Origin of the sequence: Nocardiopsis sp. NPDC006938 (genome assembly GCF_042869555.1) — a bacterium.
GTDB lineage: Bacteria > Actinomycetota > Actinomycetes > Streptosporangiales > Streptosporangiaceae > Nocardiopsis.
Map to the genome: position 1 here is coordinate 375828 of NZ_JBIAGA010000005.1, position 15923 is coordinate 391750.

Below are 15923 nucleotides of genomic sequence, written 5' to 3' on the forward strand. Positions count from 1 at the left end.
TGGAGGCCCCGGTGACCGCAGTCCACGTGCTCGACGCCGTCCGCACCCCCTTCGGCAGGTACGGCGGAGCCCTCGCCGGAACCCGCCCCGACGACCTGGCCGCCCGCGTCGTCGGGGCGCTCGTCGAACGCGCCCCCCGCCTGGAACCCGCGGCCGTCGACGAGGTGCTGTTCGGCAACGCCAACGGCGCGGGCGAGGAGAACCGCAACGTCGCCCGCATGGCCTCCCTCCTGGCGGGGCTCCCCACCAGCGTCCCCGGGGCCACCGTCAACCGACTCTGCGGGTCCGGTATGGAGGCCGCCGTCCAGGGGGCCCGCGCCGTCCAGACCGGCGACGCCTCGCTGGTCCTGGCCGGGGGAGTGGAATCCATGAGCAGAGCCCCCTGGGTGCTGCCCAAACCCGCCCGGGGCTTCCCCGCCACCGACGCGACCCTGCACTCCACCACCCTGGGCTGGCGCATGGTCAACCCGCGCATGCCACGGAGGTGGACGGTCTCCCTCGGAGAGAGCACCGAGGGGCTCGCGGGACGGCACGGCGTCGACCGCGCCGACCAGGACGCGTTCGCCCTGGCCAGCCACGAGAAGGCCGCCCGAGCCTGGGCCGACGGAGTGTTCGACGCCGAGACCGTCCAGGTCGAGGGAGCCCACCTGGACCGCGACGAGGGCATCCGCGACACCTCGCGTGAACAGCTCGCCGCCCTCAAACCCGCCTTCAGCGACGACGGCACCATCACCGCGGGCAACGCCTCTCCCCTCAGCGACGGTGCCGCCGCCCTCCTCCTGGGCGACGACGCCGCCGTCCGCGCCACCGGCCTGGAACCCCTGGCCCGGCTGGTCAGCCGGGGCGTGGCCGGAGTGGACCCCGACGTGTTCGGGGTCGGACCGGTCCGCGCCGCCGAGATCGCGCTCCAACGCGCCGGAATCGGCTGGGGCGACCTGACCGCCGTCGAACTCAACGAGGCCTTCGCCGCCCAGGCGCTGGTGTGTCTGCGCGCCTGGCCGGAGCTGGACCCGGCGATCGTCAACCCCCACGGCGGCGCCATCGCCCTCGGCCACCCGCTCGGCGCCTCCGGCGCCCGCCTGGTCGGCTCGCTCGCCCACGAGCTGCGCCGACGTGGGGGAGGATGGGGCCTGGCCGCCCTGTGCGTCGGGGTCGGCCAGGGGATCGCCGTCGTGCTGCACGCCTGAAGCCCCCGGGCCCCGCCGCCCACCGGGGCCCGCTCCGAAAGGAAGGACCGCATGTCCACCACCTCCGACGGCACCGGGCTCCACGTGCCCGGCTACGTCCGCGACCACGGCTCCCACCCGCCGCTGGACTATCCCGGATACCGGAGCACCGCCCTGCGCCACCCCCGGCGCCCGCTCACCCTGCTCCCGCACACCCTCACCGAGATCACCTCCCCCGTCCTCGGGCAGGACCGGCTCGGCGACCACGACCACGACCTCACCCGCCAGCACGAGGGCGAGCCCCAGGGGCAGCGCGTCATCGTGCACGGCCAGGTGCGCGACAGCGACGGCCGCGCCGTCCCGCACACCCTCGTGGAGGTGTGGCAGGCCAACGCCGCCGGACGCTACCGCCACACCGGGGACACCTGGCCCGCCCCGCTCGACCCGAACTTCACCGGCGTCGGCCGGACCCTCACCGACGCCGAGGGCCGCTACCGGTTCGTCACCGTACGCCCCGGGGCCTACCCCTGGAAGAACCACCAGAACGCCTGGCGCCCCGCACACATCCACTTCTCACTGTTCGGTCGGGCCTTCACCCAGCGCCTGGTCACCCAGATGTACTTCCCCGACGACCCCCTGTTCTTCCAGGACCCCATGTGGCAGTCGGTCCCCGACGAGCGGGCCCGCGCCCGCATGCTGGCCCGCTACGACCACGACGCCACCCAGCCGGAGTGGGCCCTGGCCTACCAGTGGGACATCGTGCTGCGCGGACGGGAACAGACCCCGTTCGAGTCCGAGGAAGAGGTCCTGGAGGACGACGAATGAGCACCCGCCCCACACCTCCCACCGAACCCGGGGTACCCACCACCCCGTCCCAGACGGTCGGCCCCTACCTGCACATCGGACTGCCCTGGCCGGACGGCCCCCTCGCCGTGGCCGAGGGCACACCCGGTGCCGTCCGGCTGCGCGGCACCGTCTACGACGGCGCGGGCGCCCCGGTCACCGACGCGCTCGTCGAGACCTGGCAGGCCGACCCCGACGGCCGCTTCGACCACCCCGACGACCCGCGCGGGGCGCGCTCCCTACCCGGCTTCCGCGGCTTCGGTCGCTGCCCCACCGACGCCGCCGGTGCCTACGAGGTCCTCACCCTCAAGCCAGGGCCCGTCCCCGGGCCCACCGGGGAGCAGGCACCCCACGTCGACGTCTCCGTCTTCGCGCGCGGCATGCTGCACCGCGTCGTCACCCGCCTGTACTTTCCCGATGAGGAGACCTCCAACGCGGCCGACCCGGTGCTGAACTCCATCGGCGACCCGGCCGCCCGCGCCACCCTGGTCTCCGTCCGCGAGGAGGACGGCTACCGTTTCGACATCCGCCTCCAGGGAGAGGGCGAGACCGTCTTCTTCGACGTGTGACCCGCGCCCGACCCGCCGGCCCCGCCGGGCCACCGGCCCGCCCGACCAGTGAGGGACCACCCATGACCGGCCTGTTCGACGGTGTCCTCAACCACGGCCCCCTCGCACCGCTCACCGACGACACCGCGTGGCTGCGGGCCCTGCTCGACACCGAGGCCGCCCTGGCACGCGCCCTCGCCGACACCGGGCTCATCGCGTCCACCCGCGCCGAGGGCATCGCCGCCGCATGCGCCGCCGACCGCCACGACCCGGCCGAACTGGGCCGGGCCGCCGCCGGCGGAGGCAATCCCGTCATCCCGCTCGTCCAACGGCTCACCGCGCACGTGCGGGAGCGCGACCCCGAGGCCGCGCGCCATGTCCACCAGGGCGCCACCAGCCAGGACGTCATGGACACCGCGGCGATGCTCCTGGTCCGCCGGGCCGGTCACGCCCTACGCGCCGAACTGGCCGGCCTCACCGAGGAGCTGCGCGACCTGGCCGACCGCCACCGAGCCACGCCCATGGCCGGACGCACCCTGCTCCAGCAGGCGCTGCCCACCACCTTCGGCGCCGTCGCCGCCGGGTGGGCGGCCGGGCTGTCCGACGCCGACGAGCGTCTCGGCGAGGTACTGGACCACCGCCTGGCCGCGCAACTCGGCGGCGCCGTGGGCACCCTGGCCTCCCTGCACCCGCACGGACCCGCCGTTGCCGCCGCGTTCGCCGCCCGGCTCGACCTCCCCGAACCCCGCCTGCCGTGGCACACCGATCGCGGACGGATCACCGAGGTCGCCGCCGTCCTCGGACGGGTGGGCGGCGCGGCCGGGAAGGTCGCCCAGGACGTCGTCCTCCTCGCCCAGACCGAGGTCGGCGAGGTCACCGAGGAGGGCGGGAGCGGAACCGGGGGTTCCTCCACCATGCCGCACAAACGCAATCCGGTCGCGGCCGTCAGCGCCCTGGCCGCCGCGCGGCAGGTGCCCGGTCTGGTGGCCGCCCTGTTCGCGGCGCAGATCCAGGAGCACCAGCGCGCCGCCGGGGCCTGGCACGCCGAGTGGCTGCCCCTGACCGACCTGCTCCGGCGTACCGGCTCCGCCGCCTCCTGGCTGCGGGTGAGCACCGCGCGGCTGCGCGTGCACCCCGACCGCATGGCCGCCAACCTCCGCCTCACCGGCGGCCTGGCGCTCACCGAGCGCCTCACCGCCGACCTCACCCCCGAACTCGGCCGACTGGAGGCCCACCGGCGCGTCACCGACGCGTGCCGGGCCGCGTCGGACGAGGGCCGCGACCCCGTCACCGTCCTCGCCGAACACCTGGACGGACGGCGCACCCGCGACCGGATCGCCGCCCTGCTCGACCCGGCCGACTACCTCGGCGCCGCACCGGTGTTCACCGACCGGGTCACGGGTAGGACCGGCCGGACGGACCCCGACGACAACGAAGAAGGAACCGATGAGCGTTGACCTCCACCACGACGTGAGCGGACCGGCCGATGCGCCGCCGCTGGTGCTGGCCGGATCGCTCGGCACCACCGGGCGGATGTGGGAGCCGCAGGTCGACGCGCTCTCCGCCGTCTTCCGGGTGATCCGCGTGGACCTGCGCGGGCACGGGCGCTCACCCGCCCCCGAGGGGCCCTACAGCATGGCCGACCTCGGCGGGGACGTCCTGGCCCTGCTCGACCGGCTGGGTGTCGCACGCGCCCACTTCGTGGGCCTGTCCATCGGGGGGATGGTCGGGCAGTGGCTGGCGGTCCACGCCCCCGAGCGCGTCGGAAGCCTGGTCCTGTTGGCGACCTCGCCCCACATGGGTCCGGCGAGCACCTGGCGCGACCGGGCCGCGCTGGCCCGCGACGCGGGCACCGCCGCGCTGGCCGACGCGGTCGTGGAGCGCTGGTTCACCCCCGGCTACGCCGCCGAGCACCCCCATGACGTGACGGTCCTGCGCGACCAGATCGTGGCCACCCCCGACGAGGGGTACGCGGGCTGCTGCGGTGCCATCGAGGGGCACGACGTCCGCGACGACCTGCACCGCGTCACCGCCCCCACCCTGGTCGTGGCCGGGGCCGACGACCCCTCCACCCCGCCCGGCGAGCACGGCGCGCTCATCGCCGAGCTGGTGCCCGGTGCGCGGTTGGTGGTGCTGGAGGGAGCCGCCCACCTGTTGTCGTGGTCGCACGCGCCCCGTGTCAACACGCTCATCACCCAGCACCTGGCCGAGGCCGACCGACGGGGCGCCGGAACCCTGGTGCGCCGGAGCGTGCTCGGCGACGCCCACGTGGACCGGGCCCGGGCCCGCACCACCGCCTTCACCGAACCCTTCCAGGACCTCATCACCCGCTACGCCTGGGGCGAGGTGTGGACCCGCCCCGGCCTGGACCGGCGCACCCGCAGCTGCATGGTGCTCACCGCCCTGGTGGCCAAGGGGCACTGGGGCGAGCTGGCCATGCACGTGCGGGCCGCCCGCCGCAACGGGCTCACCCCGGACGAGATCGGCGAGGTCTTCCTCCAGGCGGCCGTCTACTGCGGGGTCCCGGCCGCCAACAAGGCGTTCGCGATCGCCCAGGAGGTCCTCGACGAGGACGCCGTTGACTGACCTCGGGTCCGCGTGCGCGCCGACGCCGTTCTGTCGTCGGGCCGGTGTACAACGAGCGGCATGGACGACCACACCGCACAGGACGTGACCAGGCGTGCCGAACGACTTCGCGCACTGCACCGCGGGCCGGAGCCCTTCGTGATCGCCAACGCCTGGGACGCCGGGTCCGCCCGGCTCCTGGGCGGGCTCGGGTTCGCCGCCCTGGCCACCACCAGCGCCGGTCTCGCGCACTCCCTGGGCCGCAGGGACGGCGCCGGGCTGGTCTCGCGTGAGGAGACCCTGCACAACGCCGGGCAGATCGCCGCCGCCACCGACCTGCCGGTGTCGGCGGACCTGGAGAACGGGTTCGGCGCCACTCCCGACGAGGTGGCCCGCACCGTCGTGGAGGCCGGTGCCACGGGGGTCGTCGGCGGCTCCGTCGAGGACTCCACGGCCGACCCCGACGCGCCGGTCCACGACCTCGCGCTGGCGGTGGACCGGGTCCGGGCGGCCGTGGAGGCGGCCCGGACCCTGCCCTTCCCGTTCACGCTCACCGCTCGGGCGGAGAACTTCCTGTACGGCCGCCCCGACCTCGACGACACCATCCGCCGACTGCGGGCCTTCGAGGAGGCCGGGGCCGACGTTCTGTTCGCCCCGGGGCTGCCGGACGCCGACGCCGTCCGCGCCGTGTGCTCCTCGGTGGGGCGACCGGTCAACGTGCTCGCCGCCGGGGCGGCCGCCCGGATGTCCGTGGCCGAGCTGGGGGCCCTGGGCGCCCGGCGGATCAGCCTGGGTTCGGGGCTGTCGAGGTCGGCGTTGGCCGGAGCGCTGGCGGCCGCGGGCGAGGTCGCGGAGCGGGGAACCTTCGGGCGGATGTCGTCGGCGACCTCCATGTCGGAGATCGACGACCTGCTGTGAGCGGGGGCGGCGTCGGGGTCAGAGCTTGAAGGCCACCCCGGCCGTCTCCCACCGCTTGACGTCGGCGTCGAGCGGGCGGGGACGAGGGTCGTGGTCGGGGTGGCGCCAGCTGGCGCAGTCCACCGCCGGGGGGCCTTCGTCCCTCCCGTCCACCCAGGGGCTGACCGGTGCCAGGCCCGCGAACGCGCTGGCGGCCTCCTCGGGGGTGCGCACCCGGCCCCAGGACGTGCCGAACTCCGCCATCATGCCGTTCATCCAGGCGGCGGCCGCCGGGTCGTCGGAGACCACGTGGGAGTAGATGACGGCGGAACCGGGGGCGACCCGGTCCATGAGGGAACGCACCAGCCCGAAGGGGTCGCTCTCGTCCGGCAGGCAGTGCAGCACGGAGACCAGCATGACGCAGACCGGTCGGTCGAGGTCGATCAGCTTGGCGGCCTCGGGGGAGGCGAGGATGTCGTCGGTGTCGCGGACGTCGGACATCAGGAAGGCGGTCGTCCCGCTGTCGCCCAGGAGCGCGCGGCCGTGGGCGAGCACGATGGGGTCGTTGTCGACGTAGAGCACACGCGCGGCCGGGTTGGTGCGCTGGGCGACCTGATGGGTGTTCTCCGTGGTGGGCAGACCCGCGCCGAGGTCGAGGAACTGGTCCACCCCGGTGGAGACGACGTGGTCCACGGCGCGGCCGAGGAAGGCCCGGTTGTCGTTGGCGCAGGCGACGAGCTCGGGCATGTGCTCGGCCAGCGCCTCGCACGCCTTGCGGTCCGCCTCGAAGTTGTCCTTTCCGCCGAGCAGGTAGTCGTACATCCGCGCGATGCTCGGGGTGTCCATGTCGATGTGCGGAGGGAAGCGATCGGCCATAAGAGAGAGGTACCAATCAGGACTCGTCGTGCGGGGTCGTCTCCAGGCGAATCGTAACCGTGACCGGGCGCCCCCACCGGCGTTTTCCGTAAGAAGGTCGACGCGTTGCCTCAGAGCCCTTCGCCGGTCTCCGAGCGGCCCTTCGCGGAACGGTCGAAACCGGGCAGGTGGTCGGCGACATGCCCTGGCGCCGCGGCCCTGACACGATCCCCGGCACCGTCCGGCAGCGCTGGTGGCGCGGGCATCACGGGGAAGGCCCAAAATCCCGCCGGAGAAAGGGGGGACGCCGTTTGTGCCTGTGCGGCGAAAACGTCGTTTCCCGTTTCCCACCGTTCCCGGGAATGGTCTTCGGCCCCGCCACCGGTGAACTCCGTTCCCTCACTCGAAGGGGCCGGGGAACCGGTGGGCGAGGAACGCACGAGTTCCACCAGCGCGCGCCGCTCCCGGCCCGCCCAGCGGGCCAGGGCGAAGGGGTCCCGATCGGCCTCGGCCGCCAGGGCGTCGGCCACCGCGAGCACGTGTGCGCACCGGCCCTGCCAGTGGTCGCACGAGCACGTCGCGACCAGGTCGCCCCAGCCGTCCGGTACCAGGTCCAGGCCGAGCAGCGCGAACACCCGCGCCACGGCCCCCGGCAGCTCACCGGAGAGCACACGGGCACGGAACAGCGGCTGCGAGGCCAGCGCGGCGCCCGCCCTCTCCCACTCGCGGTCCGGCCACACGGTCCGGATCAGGCTCACCTCGTGCCCCCGCGTCCGCGCGCCGACCTCACCGGGGCCCACCGTGAGCCGCTCCACCGCTCCGCCCCCGCCCCCGGTGAGGCCCAGGGCGTCGCGCACCAGCTCCGCCCAGCTCACCCCGACACCGCCTCGGGCGCCAGCCGCACCACCTCGCGCAGGTCCTCCACTGACAATCCGCCCAGCCAGCCCTCCCCGGTGGCCACGGCGCCGTCCGCCAGCACGCTCTTGCGCTCGATCATCTCGTCCACCCGCTCCTCGACGGTGCCCACGCACACCAGCTTGCGCACCTGTACGTTCCGGCGCTGGCCGATCCGGAAGGCCCGGTCGGTGGCCTGGTTCTCCACCGCGGGGTTCCACCAGCGGTCCACGTGCACCACGTGGTTGGCCGCGGTCAGGTTCAAACCGGTCCCGGCCGCCTTGAGCGAGAGCAGGAACACCACTGGTCCCGCCACCGTCTGGAAGTGCTCGGTCATCCGCTCGCGCTCCGCGCGGGAGGTGCCGCCGTGCAGCCACAGCACGGGCACCCCCAGTCGCGAGCGCAGGTAGGGGGCCAACCGTTCGCCCCAACGCGCGTACTGCGTGAAGCACAGCGCCTTGTCACCCTCGGCCACCGCCTCGCCCAGGATCGACTCCAGGCGGTCGAGCTTGCCCGAACGCCCCGCCAGCGCCGAACCGTCCCCGAGGAACTGCGCGGGGTGGTTGCAGATCTGTTTGAGCCGTGACATCGCCGACAGCACCAGCCCCTTGCGCTCCTTCTCGTCGGCCTCGGCCATCCGCTCGGCCAGGTCGTCCGCCACCGCCTTGTACAGGGAGGCCTGTTCGGGGGTGAGCGTGCACCAGGTCCGCATCTCGTGCTTGTCCGGCAGGTCCGCGATGACGGATCGGTCGGTCTTGAGCCGTCGCAGCACGAACGGCCCGGTCAGGCGCCGCACCAGGTCCGTGCCCTCACCCGAGCCCCCCTCGGCCTCGGCGCGGGCGCCCACCGCGCGCTGGAACCCGGCCGCCGTACCCAGCAGACCGGGATTGGCGAACTCCATCACCGACCACAGTTCGCCCAGGTTGTTCTCCACCGGGGTGCCCGTGAGGGCGATCCGGGTCGCGGCGGGCAGCGACCGCACCGCCCGGGCCTGCCGGGTGGCGTGGTTCTTGAGCGCCTGGGCCTCGTCGCAGACCACCCGGTGCCAGGGCAGGCCCGCCAGCTCCTCGGCGTCGCGCGCCACCACCCCGTAGGTGGTGACCACCAGGTCGCAGCCGCCCACGAGCCGGGCGAGCGCGTTGCCGCCGGGCCGGTCCGGGCCGTGCTGGACGTGCACCCGTAGCCCCGGCGCGAACCGCGCCGCCTCCTTGCGCCAGTTGCCGACCAGCGACACCGGGCACACCAGCAGGGTCGGGCCGGGGGCGGGGCCCTCGGCGCGCTCGTCGGTGAGCAGCGCCAGCAGCTGCACGGTTTTGCCGAGCCCCATGTCGTCGGCGAGCACCGCGCCCAGCCCGAGCTCGCCCAGGAACCGCAACCAGGCCGCACCCCGGTCCTGGTAGGGGCGGAGCGTCCCCTCGAACCCGGCCGGGCTGCCCATCGGGCGCGGCACCGCCTCGACCCCGCCGTCCAGCAGCGCCCCCAGCGGCCCCTCCGCCACCACGTCCGCCACCGGCAGCGGGGTCGGCTCCGCGCCGATCGCGGTCCGCAGCGCCGCCTCGCGGGGCACGCGCCCGCCGCGCCGCATGAGGTCCAGGGCGGCCCCGACCCGTTCGGGGTCCATCTCCATCCACCGGCCGCGCACCTGGACCAGGGAGCGCTTGAGCCGGGCCAGCTCGGCGAGCTCCTCCAACTCGGCGCCGTCCAGCGGCTCCCGCGACCCCGGGCCGCCCAGCAGGGCCTCGAAGGACACGTCAACGAGCTCGTTCGGGCCCACACCGCCGCGTCCGCGCCGCTGGGGCTCCTCCCGCACCGTCATCCGCAGGGACAGGGCCGCGCGTCCGCTCCACTCGGGCAGGACCACGCCGAACCCCGCCGAGGTGAGCCGGGCGGCGGCCCCGCCCACGAAGTCCTGTGCCCGTGCGGTGTCCATGACCAGCCGGGCCGGGGCGAGCTCGCGCAAACAGCGGTGGAGGCCGGGCAGGTGGCGCGCGGCCCCGCGCAGGTCGGCCAGGGCGGTGGTGCCCACGTCCTCCGGGAGCCACGCGGCTCCCTCGCCCCGCCACACCCTCTCCAGCGGCAGGCGCAGGCCGGGGTCGGTGGTGGAGCGCACCCAGAACTCCAGGGTCCAGGGGCGGGGACCGCCGTGCGGTCCCTCGGGCTCGGGTTCACGCAGGACGAACAGGAGCTGTGCCCGACCGCCGCCGCGCACGCGGGAGCGCCACTCCCGCAGGGGACCGCGCAGGGTTCGCGCGGTGCCCGCGTCCACTCCGGCGCGGTCGCCGGTGAGCGCCGCCGCCAGCCGCGCGGCGGGCGGGGCGTCCTCCTCGGCGGGCGGACCCGCGCGCCCGGGGGCGGACCGGCTCCGGGCGACGGCGTCGGTGAGCAGTTCGAGCGGAGCCAGTACGCACAGGCGGGCCGCGTCACCGTGTTCCTCCGGGCGCAGGTGCGCCTTGGCCGAGGGAGGGAGCGCCCGGGTGAGCGCCGCCAGGTGTTCCTCGGCGGTGTCCAGGGGCGCGGGCCGCCACCGCGCCCGGGGCGGGTCGCCGACCAGGTCGGGCAGCACGCACCCGGCTCGGACCAGCTGCTCGGCCAGGGTGTGCACCGCGCGCAGGTGGGCCAGGGCCGGGCCGACCGCCACGGGGAGGTCGCCCAGCGCCGAGAGCAGGAGGTGGGCGCCGGCCGCGGACAGCTCCAGACCCGGCACCGACCAGTCGCCGAACTCGGCGGGGGCCTCGTCCGGGGTGTCGGAGGGGGCGGGGGCCGCCGCGCTCCCCGGCAGCCGCAGTACCGGAGCGACGGCGGCGGGCGCGTCGGGGTCGATCCCGGCCTTGGCGGCCATCGCGCGCAGCTCCTCGACCCCGGCCGCGCTGGGGTGCGCCCCCGCCCGCGGGCCCCGGGGGCGGGCGTGCGGCTCGCCCTCGCCCCACAGCACCAGCGCGTCCCTGGACCACACCCCGTGCAGAACCCGCACCGCACCCCCCGTACCGAACACGAACGTCGTCGGCCCCCAGTATCACCGGGACCGACGACGTTCCGTGACGGGTCAGAGGTTGTTCGGCACGGTGTTGCCCACCGCCTCGATGCCCTTCCTCAGGTCCGTGCGCCACAGCAGCACGCCGCCGATGACGAAGAACACCACCAAGGAGAAGATGGCGGTGCGGAAGCCTCCGGTGAGGTTGACGACCAGCGTGATCGAGGCCGCCCCCAGCAGTACCGAACCCCGGTCGGCCAGCTGGAACAGGCTGAAGTACTCCGCTTCGCGTCCGCGCGGGATGAGCAGCGAGTACAGGGCCCTGGCCAGCGACTGGGTGCCGCCCAGCACCAGGCCGATGCCTGCCCCGAGCAGCAGGAACAGCGCCGGGTCGTCGGGAGGCAGGAAGTAGCCGCAGGTGACCAGGGCGCACCACGCGACCAGGCTCGCCAGCACCGTGTTCTTGGTGCCGAACCGGCGGCCGATCCACCCCATGAGCAGCGCGCCCGCGAAGGCGACGAACTGGATGAGCAGGATGGTGGCGCTCAGGACCGCCAGGGACAGGTTGAGGTCCTGGCTGGCGAAGCTGCCCGCGAAGTAGATGACCGCCTGGATGCCGTTGTTGAACAGCACGAACGCGAGGAGGAAGGTCAACGTGTTCGGGAAGTGGCGCATCTCCCGCAGGGTGCGCCCGTACTGTCGCAGCGAGGAGCCGAGCCTGGGCGGGCCGGGCTCCGCCGCGAGCCCGCCGTAGCGGTTGCGCAGCAGGCGGATGCCGATGACGGAGAAGAGGAACCACCACAGGCCCACCGACGCGAAGGCGATGCGGACCGCGTGCCCCTCGGAGACCCCCAGGGACTCGGCGGAGGCCAGCAGGCCCATGTGCGCGGCGAGCAGCAGGCCGCCGCCCAGGTAGGCCAGCGCCCACCCCGTCACCGACACCCGGTTGCGCTCGTCGGCGGTGGCGATCTCCGGCAGGAAGGCGTTGAACACCACCAGGGACATGCCGTAGAAGGTGTTGCCCGCGACGAACAGCAGCGCGGCCGTCTGGTAGTCGCTGGTGAGGTACAGCGCGCTGACACACAGCGACCCGGCGGCGGCCAGCCAGAACAGCCACCGCTTCTTGTGCTGGGTGTGGTCGGCGAGCGCTCCCACGACCGGCAGCATCACCAGCAGGATGATCCCGGCGAGGGTGGTCACCATCGGGTGCAGCGAGTTCGGGTGCATGCCGAACCACTCGACGCCGAGCGGGTACAGCACGAGACCGGGCTGGGAGCAGTCCCCGGCCGCGCCCGCCTCCGAGCAGGCCAGCCCGGACAGGTAGGGGCCGATGAGGACGGTGACCACCGAGGTGATGAACACCTGGTTGGCCCAGTCGTAGGTGTACCAGCCGCGCTGTTCGCGTCTGCGCTGCGCGGGGTCGGACGCGGGGGAGTTGTCCGCGGTGGTCGTGGCCATGGAGGGGGCTATCCGTTCTGCGCGGTTCTGGGGTCGTGCGGGTTCCAGCGGCCCCGCCGGACGAGCACCTCGCGCAGCCCGGCGGTGTTGTCGGTGATGATGCCGTCCACGCCCGCGTCGAGCAGCCGCTCCATCACCCCGGTGTCGTTGACGGTCCACACGTGGACCTGCATGCCGATCCGGTGGGCGGTGCGGATCACGTCGCGGCTGAGGACCGGGAAACCGGCGTGGCTCAACGGGATCTGGGCGCAGTCGGGGGTGCGGCTGGCGAAGGGGCGCAGGACCGGGGACAGCGACGCCAGGCGGAGCCGCGCCACGTCCGCGGGCCCGCACGAGGTGGCCACCCGGGGGCCGTAGAGCCGCCGGGCCCGCTCCAGGCGGTTCTGGTTGAAGGAACCGACGCACACGCGATCCCAGGCGTTGGTGCGGCGGATCACCTCCAGGAGCGGCACGACGGCGCCGTCCGCCTTGAGGTCGATGTTGAAGCGGGTGCCGGGCCAGGCGCCGAGCAGGTCCTCCAGCAGGGGGACCGGTTCCTTGCCCGCGACCCGGGCCCGGGCCACCTCGCGGTGGGGCAGCGCGGCGATGGCGCCCGCCCGGTCGGTGGTGCGGTCCAGGGTGCGGTCGTGGAAGGCCATGAGCACGCCGTCGCTGGTGGCGTGCACGTCCGTCTCCAGGTACGCGTAGCCCAGGTCGACGGCGTGTTGGAAGGCCACGGCCGTGTTCTCCAGCTCGGTGCGGCGCACGCCCTGGTCGTCGGTGAGCCAACCGCCCCGGTGGGCGAGGGCGACGGGCACGGGGGAGGAAAGGTAAGCGTGAGTCACACCTGAAGTATGACGGTTCCCAGGTGGGGGCCGCTCGTCGAGGGTGAGCCGTGTCGACGGTCGCGCGAAAGCTGGAATGCCAGGTGGCACGGGAACCCGGGGCCGTGCTCCTTGAAGGGTGTCGGGTCCTCGTTCCTCCCCGGAAGGGAATCGTTCATGTCGCACGCCACTCCCGGTCACCCCTGTCGGCGCCACCTCTGCGCCCGCGCCGCCGCCCACCCCTGGCGGCCGGTGCGCACCCCCGCCCGGACCCCGCGCCGGGGCATGACCGCGGGACGGTGCGCGGCGGCCCCCCTGGCCGGTCACCGCACCCCGGGAGACGTCCGCAGGTTGGCGCAGCAGATGGCCGAGGTGCTGGTGGGCAGGCGGGCGCCCGAGGTGCTGCGCGACCACGTGACCGTACCGGTCCGCGAGGAACTGCGCCGACTGCGTGGCACGGTGGACTGCGCGATGGCGCCCCGGCTGACCCGGGTGTTCCACCAGCCGCTCGGGGCGGGCGGGGTGGAGGCCAGCGCGGTGATCTCCTGCGACAGCCGTTCCCGCGTCTTCGCCTTCCGTCTGCGCCGGGAGGGTACCCGCTGGGTCTGCACCCGTCTGGAGACCGACGGCTCCCTGTGAGGGCCGCCGTCCCCGGGCACGGAGCGCACACGCCAGCGGCGGGCTGGGCGGTGGGCCCCGGGCCCGGGCGGCGCGGTACGGCCCCGGCGTCCCGGGCCGTCCCCGACGAACGCGTCACACAAAGGGGACAGGACCTATGGATGCGACCCATAGCGCGTCGATAGGGTCCGGGGTGGGATGACCCCCTGACCGGGGGGCGCCTTCGGTCACCGGCATCCCCGTACCCAAGGGAAGGAGACGGCGGATCGCGCCCCCGCGCGGCCGCCACTCGTCTATGAAACCCGTTGACATCGCACGCCTGCACACCCTCGGCGCACCGTCCCTGTCCCCGGACGGCGCCCGGGCGGTCCTCGCCGTGACCCGCCCGGACCTCGAGGAGGACGCCTACCTCGGCTCTCTGTGGACCGTGCCCACGGACGGGTCCGCGCCCGCCCGCAGACTCACCCGGGGGCAGCGCGACGCCTCCCCGCTCTTCTCCCCCGACGGCCGGTGGATCGCCTTCCTGCGCCCCGACGAGGACCGGCGCCCGCAGATCCACGTGCTGCCCTCGGACGGCGGAGAGCCGTGGAGGATCACCGGACACCCCCTCGGCGCCGGAGCCTTCACCTGGAGCCCCGACTCCACCCGACTGGCCTACAACGCGCGCGTGCCCGAGGAGGGCCGGTACGTGGACGGCACTCCCGACAAGGAACCGCCGCGGCGCCTGACCGCGCTCAAGTACCGTCTCGACGACTTCGGGTTCACCAACGACCGGCGCCAGCAGGTGTTCGTGAGCGCCCCCGTCGACCCGGCGGGGGAGGCGGGCGAGCCGGTCCAGGTCACGGTCGGCGACACCGACCACGGACGGCCGCTGTGGACCCCGGACGGTACCGGGCTGGTGTTCGACGCCGCCCTGCACGCGACCCGGGACACCGACCTCGTCCGCGACCTGTGGGTCTGCGCCCCCGAGGCGGGCGCCGAGCCGCGCCGAATCACCCGGGGCGACCTGGGCGCGCGGGCGGCGGCCCTGGCCGACGACGGCGCCACCGTGTACTTCCTCGCCGACGAGCTCGGCCCGGACCTCAGCGACTTCGTGGGCCGGGTGACGGGCCTGTGGTCGGTCCCGCTCGACGGCACCGAGCCTCCCCGGAGGCTGACCGGGACCGAGGACCCCCGCATGGTCCAGACTCCCCGGGTGACCGACGAGGGCGTCCTGGTCACCGGAGAGAACCGGGGCGCGGTCGAGCTGTACCGGGTCACCCCCGGCGGCGTGCGCTCCGTGGTCCACGGCGGACACGTCCAGGTCACCTCCTTCGACCACGCGGGCGGGGTCACGGTGGTGGCGTCGTCCGGGGAGCGCGACAGCGGGGAACTGTACGCGGTCACCGGCGACGGGCCCCGGAGGCTGACCTCCTTCGGCGACCCCGAGCTGGACCCCGTCGCGGTCACCGAGCTGACCGCCCGCACCGTCGACGGCACCGAGGTGCACGGCTGGGTGGCGGTGCCCGAGGGGGAGGGGCCGCACCCCGTGGTGCTGATGATCCACGGCGGACCCTTCGCGCAGTACGGTTGGCAGCTCTTCGACGAGACCCAGGTGTACGCGGCGGCCGGGTACGCGGTGGTCTACTGCAACCCGCGCGGCTCCTCGGGCTACGGCCAGGAACACGGGCGGGCGGTCATCGGGTCGGTGGGCGCGGTCACCTCGACCGACGTCCTCGCCCTCCTGGACGAGGCACTGACCGACGAGCGGTTGGACGCCTCACGGGTGGGCGTCATGGGAGGTTCGCACGGCGGGTTCATGACCACGTGGATCGCGGCCCACCACGGCGACCGCTTCCGGGCGGCCATCAGCGAGCGCGCCGTCAACGCGATCGACAGCTTCCACGGGTCGTCCGACATCGGGCCCTACTTCCCCGAGCCGCTGTACGGGCCGCCGGAGACCTGGGCGAAGGAGAGCCCGCTCAGCCACGCCGACCGGATCGACCGGCCGTTTCTCATCATCCACTCCGAGCAGGACTGGCGCTGCCCGGTGGAACAGGCCCAGCGCCTGTTCGTGTCGCTCAAGCGGCGCGGGCACGAGACCGAGATGCTGCTGTTCCCGGGGGAGGGCCACGAACTGTCGCGTACGGGGCTGCCCAGCCACCGGGTGGCCCGGTTCGAGGCGATCCTCGAATGGTGGGCCCGCCACCTGTGACGTCGGGGGTCGGGCACCGGTGTCCGACCCCTTCCCGCTGGCGGTGTGAGACGCGCCACGGTCACGTCCGCGCTCGACCCGTTCGTGAACCGCCCGATCCGGGATCGACCC

At 74.4% G+C, this 15923-nt stretch carries 13 protein-coding genes; 8 read left to right on the forward strand and 5 right to left on the reverse strand.

Annotated features, from left to right (window positions below):
- Positions 1-11: 11 nt before the first annotated feature.
- The 6 genes from ACFYL4_RS11100 to ACFYL4_RS11125 all read left to right on the forward strand — a co-directional run bounded on the left by ACFYL4_RS11100 (position 12) and on the right by ACFYL4_RS11125 (position 6040).
- Positions 12-1187 (forward strand): thiolase family protein, encoded by a 1176-nt coding sequence (locus tag ACFYL4_RS11100; RefSeq protein WP_387518193.1) that lies wholly within the window; start codon positions 12-14, stop codon positions 1185-1187.
- A 51-nt stretch (positions 1188-1238) separates the two neighbouring features.
- On the forward strand, positions 1239-1991 hold the full coding sequence (pcaH, locus tag ACFYL4_RS11105) for a protocatechuate 3,4-dioxygenase subunit beta (protein ID WP_357765973.1): 753 nt from the start codon (positions 1239-1241) through the stop codon (positions 1989-1991).
- Positions 1988-2578, forward strand: a complete 591-nt coding sequence (gene pcaG / locus ACFYL4_RS11110) for a protocatechuate 3,4-dioxygenase subunit alpha (RefSeq protein WP_387518194.1) — start codon at positions 1988-1990, stop codon at positions 2576-2578. Before pcaH ends, pcaG begins: the two co-directional genes overlap by 4 nt.
- A 62-nt stretch (positions 2579-2640) precedes the next feature.
- Positions 2641-4014, forward strand: a complete 1374-nt coding sequence (gene pcaB / locus ACFYL4_RS11115) for a 3-carboxy-cis,cis-muconate cycloisomerase (RefSeq protein ID WP_357765978.1) — start codon at positions 2641-2643, stop codon at positions 4012-4014.
- On the forward strand, positions 4004-5143 hold the full coding sequence (gene pcaD, locus ACFYL4_RS11120; protein WP_357765981.1) for a 3-oxoadipate enol-lactonase: 1140 nt from the start codon (positions 4004-4006) through the stop codon (positions 5141-5143). The genes pcaB and pcaD overlap by 11 nt, the downstream gene beginning before the upstream one ends.
- 60 nt (positions 5144-5203) lie before the next feature.
- Positions 5204-6040, forward strand: coding sequence for an isocitrate lyase/phosphoenolpyruvate mutase family protein (locus ACFYL4_RS11125; protein ID WP_357765984.1), 837 nt, complete (start codon positions 5204-5206; stop codon positions 6038-6040).
- A gap of 18 nt (positions 6041-6058) precedes the next feature.
- Here ACFYL4_RS11125 and ACFYL4_RS11130 read toward each other — a convergent pair whose 3' ends face one another.
- The 5 genes from ACFYL4_RS11130 to ACFYL4_RS11150 form a co-directional block, all read right to left on the reverse strand.
- Positions 6059-6895, reverse strand: coding sequence for an SAM-dependent methyltransferase (locus tag ACFYL4_RS11130; RefSeq protein WP_357765987.1), 837 nt, complete (start codon positions 6893-6895; stop codon positions 6059-6061).
- 110 nt (positions 6896-7005) lie between these two features.
- Complete coding sequence (locus tag ACFYL4_RS11135; RefSeq protein WP_357765990.1) at positions 7006-7749, reverse strand: SWIM zinc finger family protein; 744 nt, start codon at positions 7747-7749, stop codon at positions 7006-7008.
- Positions 7746-10739: an SNF2-related protein gene (locus tag ACFYL4_RS11140; protein ID WP_387518197.1), complete on the reverse strand. Its 2994-nt coding sequence runs from the start codon at positions 10737-10739 to the stop codon at positions 7746-7748. Before ACFYL4_RS11140 ends, ACFYL4_RS11135 begins: the two co-directional genes overlap by 4 nt.
- A 72-nt stretch (positions 10740-10811) precedes the next feature.
- Entirely contained in the window at positions 10812-12197 is a 1386-nt protein-coding gene (locus tag ACFYL4_RS11145) for an MFS transporter (RefSeq protein ID WP_387518198.1), read from the reverse strand.
- Between the two features lie 8 nt (positions 12198-12205).
- Entirely contained in the window at positions 12206-13021 is an 816-nt protein-coding gene (locus ACFYL4_RS11150) for a glycerophosphodiester phosphodiesterase (protein ID WP_387518199.1), read from the reverse strand.
- A 156-nt stretch (positions 13022-13177) separates the two neighbouring features.
- Here ACFYL4_RS11150 and ACFYL4_RS11155 point away from each other — a divergent pair, with 156 nt between their 5' ends.
- Both ACFYL4_RS11155 and ACFYL4_RS11160 read left to right on the forward strand, forming a co-directional pair.
- Positions 13178-13639 carry an Rv3235 family protein gene (locus tag ACFYL4_RS11155; protein ID WP_387518200.1) on the forward strand — a complete coding sequence of 154 codons (462 nt, stop codon included), beginning with the start codon at positions 13178-13180 and terminating at the stop codon, positions 13637-13639.
- A 274-nt stretch (positions 13640-13913) separates the two neighbouring features.
- Positions 13914-15812, forward strand: a complete 1899-nt coding sequence (locus ACFYL4_RS11160) for an alpha/beta fold hydrolase (RefSeq protein ID WP_387518201.1) — start codon at positions 13914-13916, stop codon at positions 15810-15812.
- Positions 15813-15923 lie beyond the last annotated feature (111 nt).

Coding starts and splice junctions, on each gene's coding strand:
- pcaH (WP_357765973.1), top strand. CDS start 1,239: ATGTCCACCACCTCCGACGGCACCGGGCTCCACGTGCCCGGCTACGTC.
- pcaG (WP_387518194.1), top strand. CDS start 1,988: ATGAGCACCCGCCCCACACCTCCCACCGAACCCGGGGTACCCACCACC.
- pcaB (WP_357765978.1), top strand. CDS start 2,641: ATGACCGGCCTGTTCGACGGTGTCCTCAACCACGGCCCCCTCGCACCG.
- pcaD (WP_357765981.1), top strand. CDS start 4,004: ATGAGCGTTGACCTCCACCACGACGTGAGCGGACCGGCCGATGCGCCG.
- ACFYL4_RS11125 (WP_357765984.1), top strand. CDS start 5,204: ATGGACGACCACACCGCACAGGACGTGACCAGGCGTGCCGAACGACTT.
- ACFYL4_RS11130 (WP_357765987.1), bottom strand. CDS start 6,895: ATGGCCGATCGCTTCCCTCCGCACATCGACATGGACACCCCGAGCATC.
- ACFYL4_RS11145 (WP_387518198.1), bottom strand. CDS start 12,197: ATGGCCACGACCACCGCGGACAACTCCCCCGCGTCCGACCCCGCGCAG.
- ACFYL4_RS11155 (WP_387518200.1), top strand. CDS start 13,178: ATGTCGCACGCCACTCCCGGTCACCCCTGTCGGCGCCACCTCTGCGCC.
- ACFYL4_RS11160 (WP_387518201.1), top strand. CDS start 13,914: ATGAAACCCGTTGACATCGCACGCCTGCACACCCTCGGCGCACCGTCC.